The sequence below is a fragment of the Skermanella stibiiresistens SB22 genome (genome assembly GCF_000576635.1).
GTDB classification, from domain to species: domain Bacteria; phylum Pseudomonadota; class Alphaproteobacteria; order Azospirillales; family Azospirillaceae; genus Skermanella; species Skermanella stibiiresistens.
Window position 1 is genome coordinate 1 of the sequence record NZ_AVFL01000038.1, and the last position, 16,787, is coordinate 16,787.

Sequence of the window (16,787 nt, forward strand, 5' to 3'; positions counted from 1 at the left end):
GGCGCCACTCCGGCCACCGCCCCCGTCCCCACGCCGCTCGCCACACCGGCGTCACGCCACACGCTGGCCGGCCTCCTGCTCCGCCACCGCGAGGCCGCGGCCGAACTCCGCGCCCTCGACGCCGCGATCACCCAGGCCAAGTCCCGGATGCCGCCATGGGAGCGGCCGCCAGCCTCATTGTCACGCGAGCGATGCCGGTGGCCCGAGTGGACGCGGGCGGATCTGGCGGCGCTCGGCCTTCCCGACACCCTGCCGGCCCGTCCGGCGCTGGCGGATTTCGAGGCCGTCCACCACCGCGCCCTGGTGGCCGCTCCCGCCGATCACGAGGCGTTGGCCGCCCTGCATCACACCCGTGTCGTCGCGTGGGAAGCAAAGCGGAAGCGTCAAGGGGACTGGTCGCGCCGCTCCGGCCTGGATGAGTTGCGGGAACGGCAGGATCTGGCGCGCAACCGGAAAAAGCGGGTCGAACGGGCGATCCTGGCCCTGCTGACCGACCCGGCGGCCGGCTTCGACGCCTGACCCTCGCCAACCCAACGGGGCGCCGGCCACTGCCGGCCCCCATGGGCGGCAACGTAAGGAATGGCCAAGGCGATCGGTCAGCGTTTCCGTACAATGGATCCCCGGATCAAGTCCGGGGATGACGGAATAGGGGTATTTTCTTCCGATAATACCTAAAAATCGTCATCCCCGGACTTGATCCGGGGATCCATTGAGCAGGAATGTCCCCATACCTCCCGGAACTGCCGCCCACCCCCAACCCCCGCGGCATCTTCCAACATGTGGTTCCGAAAACGGCCAAACCCGCTTACATAGTGTGGAGCGTGAGGAAGCGGGGAGCTTGATGAGGATAGTCTACGTCGATACCGAGACCAGCGGGGCCGTCAACGGGCCGGGTGGCTTGGTCGAGATCGCGGTGATCGACCAGGACGGCACGGTGCTGATGGACCAGCTGGTCAACCCGATGCACCCGATCACGCCGTTCTGCACCCAGATCCACGGCATCACCGACGAGATGGTCGCCCACTCCCCCACCTGGGACGAGATCCTGCCGGAACTCTCCCGCCTGTTGGAGGGGTCCCACTTCGTCGCCCATAACGTCCAGTTTGATCTGGCCGTGGTCGGAGAGGCGGCGGCCAACATCGCGGAGCGCACCTGCACGGTGGAGCTGTGCCGCCGCAAGCTGGGTCAGGCGCTCAAGCTGTCCTTGGCGGCGGAGCGGGCGGGTCACGTCGCCGCCGGGCCGTGGCACCGCGCGGCGGCCGACGCGCTGGCCTGCCGCACCGTCCATGGCTGGCTGGAGAGCCTGCCCGACCTGACGGCGGAGGAGCGGAAGGCGGTCCGCTCCGCCATCAACCGGGAGAAGGCGGCGCTCAAGTCGGCGCGCAAGGCGTTCGATCCGCGCCTGGTCAAGGTCAAGCGCGAGCGCTGCCCCGAACCGCTGCGGCGCGGCCAGCCCTGGACCGCCGAACAGGACGAACGCCTGCTGGAGATGTGGGACGGCGGCGCCGCCGTGGTCGATATCCTGGAACTGTTCCTACGGACACCCGTCTCGATCTTCGCCCGGCTGGTCCACCTCAAGCGGATCGAACCGGCCCACAACCCCTACGGCCTCCGCCCCCACCAACCCTAGGCTTTCGAACAAACTCAGCCCTCCGCCATCCGGGCCAGGATGGCGGCGTGGGACCGCATGCCGTTGCGGTAGCACGCCAGTTCGAACTTCTCGTTGGGCGAATGGATCAGGTCGTCATCCAGCCCGAAGCCGACCAGGATCGAATCGAAGCCCAGGATGCGCTGGATATACCCGACCACCGGGATCGAGCCGCCCGACCCGATCAGCACCGGCGGCTTGCCATAGATGTCGGCCAGCCCCGCCATCGCCTTCTTCAGATGCGGCGAATCCGCGGGAACCTTGATCGCGGGCGAGTTGCCAAACGTCGTCACGTCCCAGCGGCAATCGGCGGGCGTCCTTGCGTCCAGGAAGGCGCGGATGCCGGCCAGGATCTTCTTCGGGTCCTGCCCCGCGACCAGCCGGCAGCTGAACTTGGCCGAGGCCCTTGCCGGGATCACCGTCTTCGATCCGGCTCCGGTATAGCCGCCCCAGATGCCGTTGATGTCGCAGGTCGGCCGCGCCCAGACCCGCTCCAGCGTGCTCCAGCCCTCCTCGCCGCGTGGCGTCTTGAGCCCGACACCCGCCAGGAATCCGTCCTCGTCGAAGCCCAGGCCGCGCCACTGCTCGCGCTCCGCTTCCGACAGCGGCGTCACGTCGTCGTAGAAGCCGGGGAACTGGACGCGGCCCTGGTCGTCGTGGATCTGGGCCAGCACGCGGGTCAGCGCGTTGATCGGGTTCAGCACCCCGCCGCCATACAGGCCGGAATGCAGGTCGTGGCTCGGCCCGTGCAGCGTCACCTCCAGGTACAGCATGCCGCGCAGCATGTAGGTGATCGCCGGCGTATCGATGTTCCAGCTGTTGGTGTCGGTCACGACGCAGATGTCGGCGCCCAGCTCCTCCCGGTTGGCCTCCAGGAACGGGACGAGGTTGGGACTGCCGGTCTCCTCCTCGCCCTCGAGCAGCACGGTGATCCGGGCCGGCATGGTGCCGTGGACGGCGTGCCACGCGCGGAACGCCTCGATGAAGGTCATGACCTGACCCTTGTCGTCGACCGCGCCGCGAGCCACCACCCGCTTGCCATGCTTGGCGTCCACGATGGTCGGCTCGAACGGCGGGCTGTTCCACAGCTCCAGCGGCTCGGGCGGCTGCACGTCGTAGTGGCCGTAATAGAGCAGGTGCGGCCCTGTTGCACCCGGCGGCCCCGGATGGTGCGCCACCACCATCGGATGGCCGGGCGTCTCGCGCAGGCTGGCCTCGAACCCCATGCCGGTCAACTGGTCGGCCAGCCATTGGGCGGCGCTTCGCGTCTCGTCCTTGTACGTAAAATCGGTGCTGACGCTGCGGATGCGCAGCAGGTCGCACAGGCGGTCGACGGCGCCGTCGAAATCACGGTCGAGATGGTCCAGCACGGGGGCTACGGCGAGCATGGTGTCAATCCGGTTCTGCGGGATTAAGGGACTATGCGATACCAAAGCAGATGCCGAAGCCACCGGCAATAGTTCGAGATAAGCCCTGCGGTCAGGTCAGCGGGCCGGGTGGATTGTGCATCGGCGGCACCGGGATGGGAGCCGGCGGCTCGTCGATCGGCGGCGGCGCGTCGGGGTCGGCCGGGTTGTCGGTATCGGGGATGCCAGGGGTCGGCGGGATCGGTCCGGTCATCACGTGTTCCCGGATGTCCAGCACGTCGTCGAGCGTCTCACGCATGGTGTCTCCTCCGCGTTGAAGGTTTCCCCATGGCAACACGTCAGCCTCATGCCCGTTCCCGATTCAGATCCTGACCAAGTCCGTGAACACCTCGTTGAGGAAGCGCGCTATCGTCGCATTGACGAACTTGATGTCAGCCGGTATCACCCCGCTGGCCATATGCCCCTGGTCCGAATCGATCTCCACCAAACTCGCCTTCGGTATGTGCTTGGCGGCGAACCTCGCGTCGGACGGCGGATGCAGCAGGTCGCGGGTTCCGGGCATCAGCAGCGCCCGCGCCTGGATCTTGCGGAACGCCGCCGCGTAGTCGCCGCCGTTGGCGATGTCGTGCAGATCCTCGGCGCGCGTCTGATAGATCAGGTCGTTGGCGTCCCAGGCCTTGGCGGTCTCGGCCGTCTTGGCGTCCAGCCACCCGATCACCTCGCCATTGTCCTTGAACTGGCGGTCCAGCCCGTCCCAGTGGCGGACCCAGACCTCCAGTTGGGCGGCGGCGGCCCGCAAGCCTTTCTCCGGCTGCTCGACGTAATCGCCGCCGTCCCAGGCCGCGTCGGCCATGATGGTCTGGCGCAGGCTCTCCCAGATCGCGGTGACCCAGGGCGTCGTCCTGCCCATCGACACGATCGGCACGATCGCCGCCATGGTGTCTGGGTACTGGACCGCCCACTGGTAGGTCTGCATGCCGCCCATCGACAGGCCGACCACGGCCAGCAGGCGTTCCAGGTCGAGCCCTTCGGTCACCAGCTTGTGCTGGGCCGTGACCATGTCGCAGATCGAGAACTGGGGAAAGGCGATGCCGTGCTGGCTCTCGCTGTTGCTGGGGGAGATCGCGCGGCCATTGCCGATCGTGTCGACCGCGATGATGAAGTGCTTTTCCGGGTCCAGCGCCTTGCCCGGCCCGATCAGGAAGTCGTGGCGATGGTGCGTGCCCATCAGCGACGGCAGCACCAGGATGGCGTTGTTGCCCTGCTCGTTCAGCTGGCCGTGGGTGACATAGGTCAGGAAGCCGTTCTCGATGACCTGTCCGTTCTCCAGCGGAAAGTCGCCCAGCTCGAACCGATGATGCTCCGGCTCGCCCCGCTTGTCGGCGAGCGCCACCTCCGGAGCCGCCACCGGCGCCGAGGCCAGGGCGAGCGCCACGCCGACGGCGCGGGCCTTGTTGATCCACTGGTTCATCATGTCTCCCCCCGTTGGGCTTTGAAGCGCCCTCCTGGGATTGAACACATCGAGCCGACTTCACGCAAGGTTGACCTGAACCGCAGGACAGGCCAGCTTCCCTCCACGAGCGACAACCGAAAGCGCCAGGACCGATGACGACCGAGATCGAGACACCCCTGCTCCCCTACCGCATCACCATCTGCGGCCTCGACGAACTGGCCGGCCATGCCCAGGCCGGCTTCACCCATGTCGTGTCGATCCTCGACCCGGAGCGGGCCGATCCCCAGGACTTCACGGCCTATGCGCCGCACCGCCGTGTGCTGTGGCGGTTCGACGACACGGTCCGGACCAACCCCGGCATGACCGTCCCGTGCGAGCGCGACGTCCGCAAGATCCTGTCCCTGGGCGAGGAGTTGCTGGCGGAGAAGGCGGACCAGCTGCTGATCCATTGCCACGCCGGTGTCTCGCGCTCGACCGCCACCGCCGTCATCCTGATGGCCCAGAACAACCCGGGCCGCGAATCCGACGTCTTCCGGGAACTGACCCGCGTCCGCCCGCGCAGCTGGCCCAACAGCCTGATGGTTGGCATCGCCGACGAGATCCTCGGCCGCTCCGGCGCCCTGGTCCGCGAGTTGCGCGCCCACCACGCCAAGGTGGCCGCGGCCTACCCCGACCTCGCCGAGCAGATCGGACGCCACGGCCGAGCCCACGAGTTGCCGACCGCTTAAACTCCCAGATAGCGCTGCCGAAGCTCCGGCCGCGCGGTCAGTTCCGGGGAGGTTCCGGACCAGACCACCCGGCCCTTCTCGATCATGTAGTGGCGGTCGGCCAGCCTCAGCATCGGCTCGATGTTCTTGTCGATCAGCAGGATCGACTGGCCGGCCTCCTTCAGCCGGGCGAGGCAGTGCCAGATCTCCTGGCGGACGATGGGGGCCAGCCCCTCGGTCGCCTCGTCCAGGATGACAAGCCGCGGGTTGGTCATCAGCGCCCTGCCGATCGCCAGCATCTGCTGCTCGCCGCCGGACAGCTGGTTGCCCATGTTGCCGGCGCGCTCGCGCAGCCGGGGGAACATGTCGTGGATGGCGGCGAGGTCCCATGGCCCCGGCCTGGAGGTCGCGATCAGGTTCTCGCGCACTGTCAGGTTTCCGAAGATCTGCCGGCCCTCGGGCACCAGCCCCAGCCCCGCCTGGGCCACCCGGAACGCCGGCAGGCCGGAGATCACGGCGCCGTCGAACCGGATCGTCCCGGCGCGCGGCGGCGTAAGGCCCATGATCGACCGCACCGTCGTGGTCTTGCCCATGCCGTTCCGCCCCAGCAGGGTCACGACCTCGCCGGAGCCGACTTCCATGGACAGGCCGAACAGCGCCTGGCTGGTGCCATAATACGTCTGGACATCGTCGAGTAGGAGCATCGCTCAGACTGTCTCCTCGCCCAGATAGGCCCGGCGCACTTCGGGGTCGGACCGGATCTCGTCCGGCGTGCCGGTGGCGATGACGGCGCCGTTGACCAGCACGGTGATCCAGTCGGCCAGCGCGAAGACCGCGTCCATGTCGTGTTCCACCAAAAGGATGGTGTAATGGCCCTTCAGCTTCCGCAGCAGCTCGACCATCCCAGCGCCCTCCGCCGGACCCATGCCGGCCATCGGCTCATCCAGCAGCAGCATGCGCGGCCCGGTCGCCAGCGCCATGGCGATCTCCAGCTGGCGCCGCTCGCCATGCGACAGCAACTCGGCCGGAACATCGGCGCGCGGCCCCAGCCCGACCAGGTCCAAGGCTTGCCGCGCCGGCCCGGTCAGCCGCCCGTCGCGTGCGGCATCCCGCCAGAACCGGAAGCTGTGGCCGGCATGGGCCTGGACCGCCAGCGCCACGTTCGCCAGCGCGGTGAACGGCGGGAACACGCTGGTGATCTGGAACGACCGCGCCAGCCCGGCGGCGGCCCGGTGCTGGACCGGCAGGGCCGTCACGTCCCGCCCATCGAACAGGACGGCGCCGCCATCCGGCCGCAGCTCCCCGGCCAGCTGGGCGATCAGCGTCGTCTTGCCGGCGCCATTGGGTCCGATGATGGCGTGAAGCTCGCCCGCCTCGATCGACAGCGACACGTGGTTGGTCGCCACCAGCCCGCCGAAGCGCTTGTACAGGTCCCGGGTCTCCAGCATTGCCTATCGATCCTCCCGCGCCGGCCCGGCGATCCATCCCCAGATGCCGCGCCGGGCGAACACCACGACGAACAGCAGGACGGGGCCCAGGACGATCTGCCAATGCTCCGTCAGATCGGCCAGTCCCTCCTCCAGCAGCAGGAAAGCCGCGGCACCGACGACGGGCCCGAACAGCGTCCCCATGCCGCCCAGCACGACCATCACGATCAGCTCGCCGGACCGCTGCCACGACATGTATGCGGGACCGACGAACTCCGCCGCGTTCGCCAACAGGGCGCCCGACAGCCCAGCGCCGGCTCCCGAGATCACGAAGGCGGTCAGCTTGTGCCGATACGGCGAGAAGCCCAGCGCCCTCATGCGCCGCTCGTTGATCCTGGCTCCCCGCACCACCATGCCGAACCGGCTGCGCGTCAGCCGGCGGCACAGCCAGACGAACACCACCAGGATCGCGAGGCAGACGTAATAGAACGTCGTCTTGTCGAACAGGTCGATGCTTGACCCGAGCCCACTCTTGTTGTACAGGGCGATGCCATCTTCCCCGCCGTATGTCCGCAGGCCGATCGCCAGATAGAACAGCATCTGCGCGAAGGCCAAGGTGATCATGATGAAGGAGATGCCCGTCGTGCGCAGGCTGATCGCTCCGATCGCCAGCGCGAACAGGGCCCCCATCAGCGCCGCCAGCGGCCAGACGACGAAACCATTTTCCGTCCCCTCGATCACGACCGGCCATGTCATCAGCGGCGAGCCGTCGAAGACATGCCACGACAGGATCCCGACGACATAGGCGCCGATCCCGACGAAGGCGGCGTGGCCGAAGCTGACCATGCCGCCATAGCCCAGGATCAGGTCCAGGCTGACCGCCGCCAGGCCGAGGATCAGGATGCGGGTGAACAGGGTCACGTAGAAACCCTTGCCGATGGCGTCCGCCAGGAACGGCAGGGCCACCAGCAGCGCCAGCCCGATCAGGACCGCCGCCGTCTCGCGCTTGTTCCCCTCGTTTGTTCTCTCAAGCATGGGCCGGAAACAACCCGCGTGGCTTCCAGGCCAGCACCGCCGCCATCAGGATATAGATCGTCATCGACGCCAGCGACGCGCCCATGCCATCGGCCTGCGACGGCGGCATCATCGTCCGCAGCACGGTCGGCAGCAGCGCCCGCGCCAAGGTATCGACCATGCCGACCAGCAGCGCCCCGACCAGGGCGCCCCGGACGGAGCCCAACCCGCCGATCACGATCACCACGAAAGTCAGGATCAGAATGCTCTCGCCCATCCCGACCTGCACCGCCAGGATCGGCCCGGCCATGGCCCCCGCCAAGGCGGCCAAGGCGGCGCCCAGCCCGAACACCAGGGTGTACAACCGCTTGACGTCGACTCCCAGCGCCCCCAGCATCTCCCGGTTGGAGGCGCCGGCGCGGATCAGCATGCCCGTCCGCGTCCGGGTGATCAGCAGGTACAGGAAACCCGCCACCGCCAGCCCGACCGCGATGATCGCAAGCCGGAACGCCGGATAGGGCACGCCGGGGATGATCTCCACCGTGCCGGCCAGCCAGTCCGGCGGCTTCAGGAAGATCGGCTGCGGACCCCAGACGATTCGCACCAGCTCGTTGAAGAACAGGATCAGCCCGAAGGTCGCGAGCACCTGGTCCAGATGCTCGCGCCGATACAGCGTCCTCAGCGCCACCACCTCGACCGCCATGCCGATCAGGGCCGCCAGCGGCAAGGCCACCACCATCGCCAGCACGAAGCTCCCGACCAACGGCGTCAGCGTCGCGGTTAGGTAGGCTCCGATCATGTAGAGGGAACCATGCGCCAGATTGATCATGTCCATGATGCCGAAGACCAGGGTCAGCCCCGCCGCCATCAGGAACAGCATCACCCCCAGTTGCAGTCCATTGAGCCCCTGCTCGACCAGCAGAAGCGTGTTCACATCTTGCACTCGGCGGCATAGGGATCGGCGTGGTCTTCGAACACGGTGCCCCGGATCACGTTGGTCAGCCGGCCCTTGTCATCCTTGACCACCTCGCGCAGGTAGTAGTCCTGGATCGGATAATGGTTGGTGTTGAACTTGAAGTCCCCCCGGATCGACTTGAAGTCCGCCGCCTGCAAGGCCGCCCGCAGCGCGGCCTTGTCGGCCAGGGCTCCCCCCGTCTTGCGGATCGCGCTGTCGAGCAGCAGGGCCACGTCATAGGCCTGCGCCGCGTAGACCGACGGCAGCCGTCCGTAGGCCGCCTCGAAACCTTGGACGAACTTCTTGTTCTGGGGATTGTCGATGTCGCCGCTCCACTGCGCGGTGTTCATGACGCCCAGCGCCGCGTCGCCGATCGCCGGCAGCGAATCCTCGCTGAAGCTGAAGCCGGGGCCGAACAGCGGCACCTTGCCCTTCAGGCCAGCCTGCTCGTACTGCTTGACGAAGTTGATGCCCATGCCGCCGGGATAGAAGATGTAGACGCCATCCGGCGCCGCCGCGCGCAACTGCGCCAGTTCGGCGGCGTAATCCAGCTGGCCGACCGTCGTGTAGACCTCGCCGACGACCTCGCCCTTGAAGAACCGCTTGACGCCGGTCAGCGCGTCCTTGCCCGCCGGATAGTTCGGCGCCATCAGATAGGCGCGCTTGATTCCCTGGGACTGCATGTGTTGTCCCATCGCCTCGTGTTGGCCATCGTTCTGATAGGCCACGCCGAAGAAGAACGGATTGCACTGCTTGCCCGCCAGCTGCGACGGTCCGGCGTTGGGACTGAGCAGGAAGACCTCGGCCCGCTCCAGGCTCGGCATCAGGGCCAGCGCCAGGTTGGACCAGATGATGCCTGTGACGACATCGACCTTATCGCGCTCGACCATGCGGTCGGCCAGTTGCTTGGCGACATCCGGCTTCTGCTGGTCGTCCGCCTCGATCACCGTGGCCTTCACGCCGCCCAGGGTGCCGCCCAGGTCCTTGAGCGCCAGCGCGAAAGCGTCGCGCACGTCGATGCCAAGCCCGCTGCCGGGACCGGACAGCGTGGTGATCATGCCGATCTTGACCTCTCCGTCCAGAGCCGTGACGGGAGAGGCGAAGCAGGCGAGGCCAGCCGCCACGAAGGCGGCGGTGGCGCGGGAAGCGGAATTCATGATCGGGGGGACTCCCTGTCCGGACGCGTTGGTTGCCGCAGTTTAGCGGCGTTATTTGCCGGTATCTCGCTGAATCCGCAAGCCTATCCGTTCAATAGCCGCTCCACCGCCAGCCACAGCGGCCCGGCGGGATCGGCCAAGTCGTCCAGGACGGTGAAATGATTGCGTCCCTCGATATCGAGCATCTCCGCGGTGGAGCCCATGGCGGTGAGGGCGTCGGCGTAGTCGGAGGTCTGGCGGTGGAACTCCGCGCTCTCCAGCCCTCCCACCGCTGCGATCACCCTGACTGGACGGGACGGAAGGCGGCGGATCGGGCTCTCCCCCGCGACATCGTCGCCCGTCAATTGAAGCACCGGCTGGAGCCAGGACCAGCGCAGCGGCTCCAGGTCGAACAGCCCGCTGATCGGCAGGGCTCCCTTGATCACATCGGCGGGCAGACCGTAGATCCGCTCCCAGTCGGTCGCCAACAACCGGCCGGCCAGATGACCGCCGGCGGAATGGCCCGATACCACGATCCGGCGCCGATCGCCGCCAAAATCGGGCGCGTTACGCCAAACCCAGGCCAAGGCCGCCCGGGCCTGCCGGGTGATCTCCGCGATCCTTACGCGCGGGCACAGGTCGTGGTTGATCACCACGGTGGTGACGCCGCGGTTCAGCCCAGCCTCGGCGACGAAGCTGAAATCATCGGCGCTGAAGGCCCGCCAGTAGCCGCCATGGATGAAGACATGGATCGGCGCGTTCGGCGCGTCGGCCGGAAAGACGTGGAGGTATTCGGCCAGCGTCGGCCCGAACGAGCGGCGCAGCCGATGGCCGCAGGTCCGCCGAGTCTCGGCGCTCCGCTCGGCCCAGCCCGCCACGACCGCGCCCATGTCCGCGGCGAGCAGGCGTGGATTGTACTCGCGGTCGATCGCGTCCTGGCTGGTCAGGTGACGGTACATGCCGGCCTCCCCACCCTCTCGGTGCGCCAAGCGCCGCGACGAAAAGGACCAAACCTCCCCTTGGCGGATAGGGTTAAACTCCGGATGTGGACGGCGTCACCACCCATCTCGCGGATCAAGTCACCTGAACGGCGGAGCGGCACGATGAACAGAACCCCTCTTGAGAGAATCGAGCATCTGGAACTCCTTCAAGCCGAAGCCTTGAAGATCCTCGCCGCGTTCGAGAACCTGGAACTGATCCAGGATCCGCCCGACGCGGTCACCCACCGGCTGGTCACGCTGACCCGCCAGCAGGTCGAGGCGATTGGCGAGGCTCTCCAACTCGCCCGCTCGACTTTGGCCGACGCGGCCTGAGACCGAGACGGGGTCGGCCGCCGACCGGTCGACCCCGTTCCAGCCCAGCGGCCAGCGTAGCACCAGCGCCACGACATCACACGCCGAACGAGGGCGGTATCGCCATGGATGTTCCGGACGACCGCCTGCCCCGCGACATTCGGGAATATCACAAGCGGTCCAAGCACGCTCCGAACCGCTACGCACTGGGACCGGCGTTCCTGGACTGGGAATCGCAGCCGAACCCGTTCCGCCGATTCGAGGGCGCCCGGCGGATCGACCTGCCGCTCGGACTGGACCAGCCGACCCCGGCGTTCGGCCAGTGGAACGACGCGACGCCGCGTGGGCTCGGCGCCAACACGCTCGGGCTGTTCCTGGAACTGGGGTTGGGCCTCAGCGCGTGGAAGGCGGTGGATGGGGCCCGCTGGGCCGTACGCAACAACCCGTCGAGCGGCAACCTGCACCCGACCATCGGCTACGTGGCGCTACCCCCGCTGGCTGGGATCGGTGAGGAACCGGCGCTCTATCACTACGCCGTGGATGCCCACGCGTTGGAGGAACGCTGCGTCTTCGACACCGCCCCGGACCTGCCGGAGGGCGGCTTCCTGGTGGGGTTGAGTTCGGTCGTATGGCGTGAGGCGTGGAAGTACGGCGAGCGTGCCTTCCGCTATTGCCAGCACGATGTCGGCCACGCCATCGGCTCGCTTGGCTACGCCGCCGCGTGCCTCGGCTGGCGGCTGACCGTCCTGGCCGAACCCGGTGACGCCCAGGTCGCCAACTGGCTGGGTCTGCACCGCCAGGATGCCGGCCACCGGTATGAGCGGGAACATCCCGACCTGCTGGCCCTCGTCCACCCCTCGCCAGCTTGCGACCAGCGCGTGCCGGAACGCCCGTCCGGCACGTGGCGGGGACGGGCCAACCGGTTGAGCGAGGACCACGACCCCTGGCCGGCGATCGATCTGGCCCTGAGCTTCACCGCCAAGCCTCCGGGAGCGGCGCCACCCGGTCAGCCGGTCATGGCGCCCACCCTGCCCCATCCGAATGAGCCCGCCGGATCGGTCATCCGGCACCGGCGCAGCGTGATGCGCATGGACCCCGGTGGCACGCTTGATCGCGCCGCTTTCGACCGCATGCTCGCGGCCACGCTGCCGGACCCCGCTCGCGTTCCCTGGAGCGGCTTCCCGTGGGCGCCCCGCCTCGCGCTGTTCCTGTTCATCCACCGTGTAGAGGGTTTGGACCGAGGCCTCTACGCCTTGGTCCGCGACCCCGCCTCGCTGCCCACGCTGCGGGAGGCTTGCGATCCGGTGTTCCTCTGGGAAGATGTCGGAGGGAACGGAAGACCGGCGCTGTACCGACTGGCTCCCGCCGACTTGGAAAAAGCCGCCTCGAAGGTCAGCTGCCTGCAAGCCATCGCCGGCAAGGGCGCATTCAGCTTGGGGATGATCGCCGACTTCAGCCGGACCTTGGACGAGGAGGGCGATTGGGCCTACCGCCGCTTGTTCTGGGAGGCGGGCCTGATCGGACAGACGCTCTACCTGGAGGCGACGGCGGCCGGCGTGTCCGGCACCGGCATCGGCTGCTTCTTCGACGACGCGGTCCACGACATGCTGGGCATCGACGGCGGGGCGATGGCTTGGCAGAGCCTGTATCACTTCACCGTCGGCACGGCGGTGGAGGATCTCCGCATCGCGACGGAGCCAGCCTACTGCCACCTCGACCGCTGACGTCGCCCTCAGGCCTCCGCCCAGTGGCGCAGCAGGTTGGCCGTGCTCTTGGAGATCAGGTCGAACTCGGCCGTCTTGCCGTGGCTCTGGAAGATCGCCCGGCGGGCGGTGTCGAGATCGAACAGGATCTCGCGCTTGGCCGCGTCGCGGACGAGGCTCTGTGCCCAACCGACCGCCGCGACGCGGGCGCCGCGCGTGACGGGATCGACCCGGTGCAAGGCTCCCGACGGGTAGAGGATCATCGACCCGGGGTCGAGTTTATAGGACTGCTCGCCGCCGGTCCCCTCCATCACAAGATCGCCGCCGTCATAGCTGTCGGGATCGCTCAGGAACAGGGTGAAGGAGATGTCGGTCCGGACACCTCCCATCATGGCGTCGTCGACGTGGGTCCCGTACTCCATGCCAGCCGTGTACCGGCTGATCATGACCGGGCGGACCGCCTTGGGCCGCGCCGCGACCTGGAACAGCGGGTGTTCCTCGATCGCGGCGTTGACGCGGCGGATCACGTCGGCGTAGGCGGCGTCGGACGGCGACAGCTGCTCGTTCCGCTTGACCAGACGGGCGTGCCAGCCGGCGGTGCGGGCACCGTCGACGAAACGCGCGTCGGTCAGGTGGCGGGTGACATCCGCCAGCAGTTCGGGCGGCAGCACTTGCGCGATGCAGAGGATCATCTGGTTTTCTCCACCGGCCGTCGCCGACTTCCCAAGCTTGAGGTCTAACGCAGCCGGGCGGCCGCGAACTCGATGCGGGACACGATGCCCGACATCTCGCCGGCGGACCGGACCGCCTTGCGGGTCGGCGTGACCTTCGGCCACGTCGTCAACAGGGTGTTCATCTCCTGCCGCAGGGTATTGGCCGCTTCGGCGTCCTTGGTCGTCAAGGTCGGGGTCATCAGTTCGACCCAGGCGTTGGCGACTCGGGCGAAGCCAAGCGAATCCTGGTATTCAACCGGGTTGGCGATCACGTCACCCTCGAAGGCACCCTCGTACTCGTCCGCCGCCACCCGCAGCACGCCGATAACGACCGGCAGGGCGAAGGTGGGATCGGTCTGCTTGGTGGCGGGCACCACCGCGGTCGCGTCGGTCAGGCGGGTCAGGACGACCTCGGTCTGGGCTTGGACGTCGGCCACCGACGCCTTGCGCTTCACCATGCCGGAGAGCTTGTCGAGATCGGCCTTGAAGGGGGAAACGCCCTTCGCGTTGATGACGCCCTCGAGTTCGCCATAGAGCTCCTCGACCGGGTGGAGGAAGTGCGGCAGCGCGTCGTTGGCGCGGCCTTGGGCGAACAGCTCGTTGCCGACGTTCATGTGGCCCCTGATCATGGCGATGTTCGCCAGATACGCCTGCTCCTCGTCCAGTCCGGCCAGTGCCGGGGAGCCGGCCTCACCGCCTTCGCCCCCTTCGCCGCCCTCTCCCCCTTCGCCACCCTCACCGCCTTCGCCGCCGTGTCCATGGGCGGCTTGGGCGATCTGCACACCATGCGCATTGTGCTGATCGCCCTTGGGCGCCTCGGCCCACGCGGTTCCCGCACTGCTGACCAGCACATACGTGCCAAGCCCGACCCAAATCTTGACCTTTGAACCAGCCATCGTTTCAAAGCCTTCCCTTTGTACGCGAATGATAGACATTCGCAATCTCCTCAACGAAGATAGAGCGGCTCGCTGCCTCTTTGCAATGCCAAGCGTTGGGTCCGACGTTTTAGAATCATCCCTGGATGTCCGACGGACCACCGGCCAGAGCGGTCCCACTCAAAACCACGTGGTGACCGCCGAGACGATGTCGTAGCGGTCATCGACCACATACAGCACCCGCCACTTGTCGAACGTCGTGCAGGGATGGGAGATACCGAGCGCCACCATGTCGCCGACCCGGAGATCGACCCGCTCCGGAATCGAAACATGGGCGTGCTGGTCGTTCAGTTCGGTCACCACCAGTCCGCGCGGCGCTTCGACCGGCGCCCCATGATGGCCGGGCCGGAACCAGAGGATCGGCACCGGCATCCCGGCGTCGTGGGAAATATCGCGCTTGCCGACCGTCAGGATGACCTTGTCGGGTTGCGGCCGGCTCTGGACATAGGCCCAGACCTCCAAGGCGGCGGCGGGACCACGCCCCAGCCCATCCACCTCCGGCATGCGGGAGCGGACCTGCTCGAACATCACCGCGTAGGAGTCGCTGTCGTGCGTCAGGTAGCAGCCGGAGCGCAGCAGCACCAAGGTCTCGCGATCCAGTTTCGCCTTGCCGAGCCGGTCGGCCACCATGTCGTAGAACGCGGAACCGCCGGCACTCAGGATCACCGGTCCCGGCCCGAACAGATCCGCCGCCGCGCAGTCCGACGCCACGGCTACGATGCGATCGAGATAGGCCAGGATGGCCGCGTCGCGATCCTGGTCTCCGTCGCCTCGGACCATGCCTTCATAGCCCTCGACACCGCGTAGCGTAAGGAGGGGTTCCGCCCGCTTGACCGCGCGCGCCACCTCCAGCGCGCCCGCGTCGTCGCGGCAGCCCGTCCTGCCTCCGGCGGCGCCGATCTCGACCATGACCTGCAACGGCCTGCCAGGCGAAACCTCCCTCAGGCGGGCCAATAGCCGCTCCACACCATCGATCGAGTCGACGAGGCAGAAGAAGTCGAAATCCGGGTCCGACGCGAGTTCGGCCGCGACATAGTCGATCGCCTGACGGCCCACCAGATGGTTCGCCAGAACGATGCGCCGGATTCCCGCCTCGCGGGCGACGCGGACCTGCTGGGCCGTCGCCAGCGTCATGCCCCAAGCGCCGTCGGACAGCTGCCGATCGAACAGCGCCGGACTCATGGTCGTCTTGCCGTGCGGCGCCAGCGCGGTTCCCGTCAGGTCGAGAAAGCGGCGCATCCACTGGCCATTATGGGCGAGCGCGGCATCCTTCAGGACGGCCAGTGGCAACGTCATGTCCTCGCGCAACACGTTCCAGCCCTTGCCGCCGATCCCGGCCAGCGGAAAGGGCTCCACGCCGGGTGGAACGCCCTTGGTTCTGCCGTCGATCATGGTCACGCCGCCGTCCGTCATGCCCCTCCCCTTCCCTGAACCTCGTTGCCGCGTTGAAGCTGTTAGGGCACGCAAGGTAGGCGACGCCGGTCCCAGTGCCAATGGCCGGCATCATCCGGGCGGACGATGCGTTTTGTCTCAATTGCCAGCGACAAGGGGGACACCGATGATCATCGCACGCATCGAACAGACCGAACGGAGCGTCGAGGCGCGATGGTGGCACTCCGGCCTGTTTCCGACCGGTCGCCAATGTGGTAGCTTTGGTAGCACCCGGGAAGGCAACGGATCAGCCGTGACTGACACTTCGACAGCACCAAACCGCAAGGACGTCCAGATCGTGATCGGGATGGCGCGCACGCTCGCCGACGACATCGCCGATCTGCAACGCCAATCCAGCCGGGGCGTCATCAAGACCTTCCTCCACTACAAGAAGGTCCGGGAAAACTATCTCGGCATCCAGAGCCTGATCTTCACGGTCGAGGATCGCTATCCCCGCGTCGAGCAGAGCCTGCCGACCGGCTTCAATCAGTGGGTGATCCGCGCGAAGCTGAAGGCGCTGTCCGCGTTCACCCACATGAGCCACATGTTCTTCTCGAACCCGCCCCTGACGTTGACGCACTCGCTGGGCGCCTGGGACATCCTGTCCGACGAGATGACGGCGTTCGGCGCGGTGAATGGTTATTTCGACATGATGATCTTCGAAGCCGGCATCGACGACAAGACCGCCGACGCCTTGGAGGCGACGCGCATCGAGATCGAGGAAATTGTCACCATGCTGGAAAACCTGCTGAAGAGCAGCCCGAAGCGCCTCGAGGAGTTCTGATCGCCGATCCGGGCGCGTGGGAACGGCGTGAAGGGCAGGCTGATCCGCCGGTCTGGGGTGCGTCGAAGTGGCTCAAGACAAATCGTTGCTGCATGCCGATTTTTCCCGATTCCTGTGAGCGGGCTCACAGCATGTTAACCATTCTCCATTCATAGTCTGTTTCACGATGTCCACTGGACAGCGTTTCCTCCCTGTAAGACTCGAGCCGCCCGGTGAACAACC

Annotated in this window: 18 protein-coding genes; 6 read left to right on the top strand and 12 right to left on the bottom strand. The window is 67.2% G+C overall.

Going from position 1 to position 16,787, the window contains the following annotated elements; genetic code table 11:
• Together N825_RS39920 and N825_RS37220 are read left to right on the top strand one after the other, a co-directional pair.
• Nucleotides 1–519 (top strand): hypothetical protein (locus N825_RS39920; RefSeq protein ID WP_037460197.1); only part of this gene is annotated, 519 nt, incomplete at its 5' end.
• Between the two features lie 322 nt (nucleotides 520–841).
• A complete protein-coding gene (locus N825_RS37220; RefSeq protein ID WP_051513625.1) occupies nucleotides 842–1,630 on the top strand; it encodes a 3'-5' exonuclease in 789 nt (262 codons plus the stop codon).
• Between the two features lie 14 nt (nucleotides 1,631–1,644).
• Here the strand turns inward: N825_RS37220 and N825_RS30725 are convergent, their stop codons facing one another.
• The 3 genes from N825_RS30725 to N825_RS30735 all read right to left on the bottom strand — a co-directional run bounded on the left by N825_RS30725 (nucleotide 1,645) and on the right by N825_RS30735 (nucleotide 4,489).
• Nucleotides 1,645–3,036, bottom strand: coding sequence for a dipeptidase (locus tag N825_RS30725; RefSeq protein ID WP_037460199.1), 1,392 nt, complete (start codon nucleotides 3,034–3,036; stop codon nucleotides 1,645–1,647).
• A gap of 91 nt (nucleotides 3,037–3,127) precedes the next feature.
• Nucleotides 3,128–3,313, bottom strand: coding sequence for a hypothetical protein (locus N825_RS30730; protein WP_037460202.1), 186 nt, complete (start codon nucleotides 3,311–3,313; stop codon nucleotides 3,128–3,130).
• A gap of 63 nt (nucleotides 3,314–3,376) precedes the next feature.
• A complete protein-coding gene (locus N825_RS30735) occupies nucleotides 3,377–4,489 on the bottom strand; it encodes an alpha/beta fold hydrolase (protein ID WP_051513626.1) in 1,113 nt (370 codons plus the stop codon).
• Between the two features lie 131 nt (nucleotides 4,490–4,620).
• Between N825_RS30735 and N825_RS30740 the strand changes: the two genes are divergently transcribed.
• The gene (locus N825_RS30740) at nucleotides 4,621–5,196 is read left to right on the top strand and encodes a tyrosine phosphatase family protein (RefSeq protein WP_051513629.1); all 576 of its coding nucleotides are present in this window, start codon (nucleotides 4,621–4,623) and stop codon (nucleotides 5,194–5,196) included.
• Here the strand turns inward: N825_RS30740 and N825_RS39925 are convergent.
• From N825_RS39925 to N825_RS30770, 6 genes are all read right to left on the bottom strand, one after another.
• Nucleotides 5,193–5,879, bottom strand: a complete 687-nt coding sequence (locus tag N825_RS39925) for an ABC transporter ATP-binding protein (protein ID WP_037460203.1) — start codon at nucleotides 5,877–5,879, stop codon at nucleotides 5,193–5,195. The two genes, N825_RS30740 and N825_RS39925, sit on opposite strands and share 4 nt — an antisense overlap.
• 3 nt (nucleotides 5,880–5,882) lie before the next feature.
• On the bottom strand, nucleotides 5,883–6,623 hold the full coding sequence (locus N825_RS39930) for an ABC transporter ATP-binding protein (protein ID WP_037460204.1): 741 nt from the start codon (nucleotides 6,621–6,623) through the stop codon (nucleotides 5,883–5,885).
• Nucleotides 6,624–6,626: 3 nt separating this feature from the next.
• The gene (locus tag N825_RS30755) at nucleotides 6,627–7,637 is read right to left on the bottom strand and encodes a branched-chain amino acid ABC transporter permease (protein ID WP_037460205.1); all 1,011 of its coding nucleotides are present in this window, start codon (nucleotides 7,635–7,637) and stop codon (nucleotides 6,627–6,629) included.
• Nucleotides 7,630–8,550, bottom strand: a complete 921-nt coding sequence (locus tag N825_RS30760) for a branched-chain amino acid ABC transporter permease (protein WP_037460208.1) — start codon at nucleotides 8,548–8,550, stop codon at nucleotides 7,630–7,632. Before N825_RS30760 ends, N825_RS30755 begins: the two co-directional genes overlap by 8 nt.
• The gene (locus N825_RS30765; RefSeq protein ID WP_037460209.1) at nucleotides 8,547–9,728 is read right to left on the bottom strand and encodes an ABC transporter substrate-binding protein; all 1,182 of its coding nucleotides are present in this window, start codon (nucleotides 9,726–9,728) and stop codon (nucleotides 8,547–8,549) included. The genes N825_RS30760 and N825_RS30765 overlap by 4 nt, the downstream gene beginning before the upstream one ends.
• Nucleotides 9,729–9,811: 83 nt before the next feature.
• Nucleotides 9,812–10,666: an alpha/beta hydrolase gene (locus N825_RS30770; protein WP_037460210.1), complete on the bottom strand. Its 855-nt coding sequence runs from the start codon at nucleotides 10,664–10,666 to the stop codon at nucleotides 9,812–9,814.
• A 144-nt stretch (nucleotides 10,667–10,810) separates the two neighbouring features.
• On the opposite strand from N825_RS30770, the gene N825_RS30775 reads away from it, so the two are divergent.
• Nucleotides 10,811–11,020 carry a hypothetical protein gene (locus N825_RS30775; protein WP_037460212.1) on the top strand — a complete coding sequence of 70 codons (210 nt, stop codon included), beginning with the start codon at nucleotides 10,811–10,813 and terminating at the stop codon, nucleotides 11,018–11,020.
• Between the two features lie 104 nt (nucleotides 11,021–11,124).
• Nucleotides 11,125–12,723, top strand: a complete 1,599-nt coding sequence (locus N825_RS30780; RefSeq protein WP_037460214.1) for a SagB/ThcOx family dehydrogenase — start codon at nucleotides 11,125–11,127, stop codon at nucleotides 12,721–12,723.
• Nucleotides 12,724–12,731: 8 nt separating this feature from the next.
• Here N825_RS30780 and N825_RS30785 read toward each other — a convergent pair whose 3' ends face one another.
• The 3 genes from N825_RS30785 to N825_RS30795 form a co-directional block, all read right to left on the bottom strand.
• Nucleotides 12,732–13,394 carry a Fe2+-dependent dioxygenase gene (locus N825_RS30785; protein WP_037460215.1) on the bottom strand — a complete coding sequence of 221 codons (663 nt, stop codon included), beginning with the start codon at nucleotides 13,392–13,394 and terminating at the stop codon, nucleotides 12,732–12,734.
• A 44-nt stretch (nucleotides 13,395–13,438) separates the two neighbouring features.
• Nucleotides 13,439–14,311, bottom strand: a complete 873-nt coding sequence (locus tag N825_RS37225) for a hypothetical protein (RefSeq protein ID WP_051513631.1) — start codon at nucleotides 14,309–14,311, stop codon at nucleotides 13,439–13,441.
• Between the two features lie 159 nt (nucleotides 14,312–14,470).
• Nucleotides 14,471–15,763, bottom strand: a complete 1,293-nt coding sequence (locus N825_RS30795; protein ID WP_037460216.1) for an amino acid deaminase — start codon at nucleotides 15,761–15,763, stop codon at nucleotides 14,471–14,473.
• 271 nt (nucleotides 15,764–16,034) lie between these two features.
• Here N825_RS30795 and N825_RS30800 point away from each other — a divergent pair, with 271 nt between their 5' ends.
• Nucleotides 16,035–16,565, top strand: a complete 531-nt coding sequence (locus N825_RS30800; protein WP_245613282.1) for a hypothetical protein — start codon at nucleotides 16,035–16,037, stop codon at nucleotides 16,563–16,565.
• Nucleotides 16,566–16,787 lie beyond the last annotated feature (222 nt).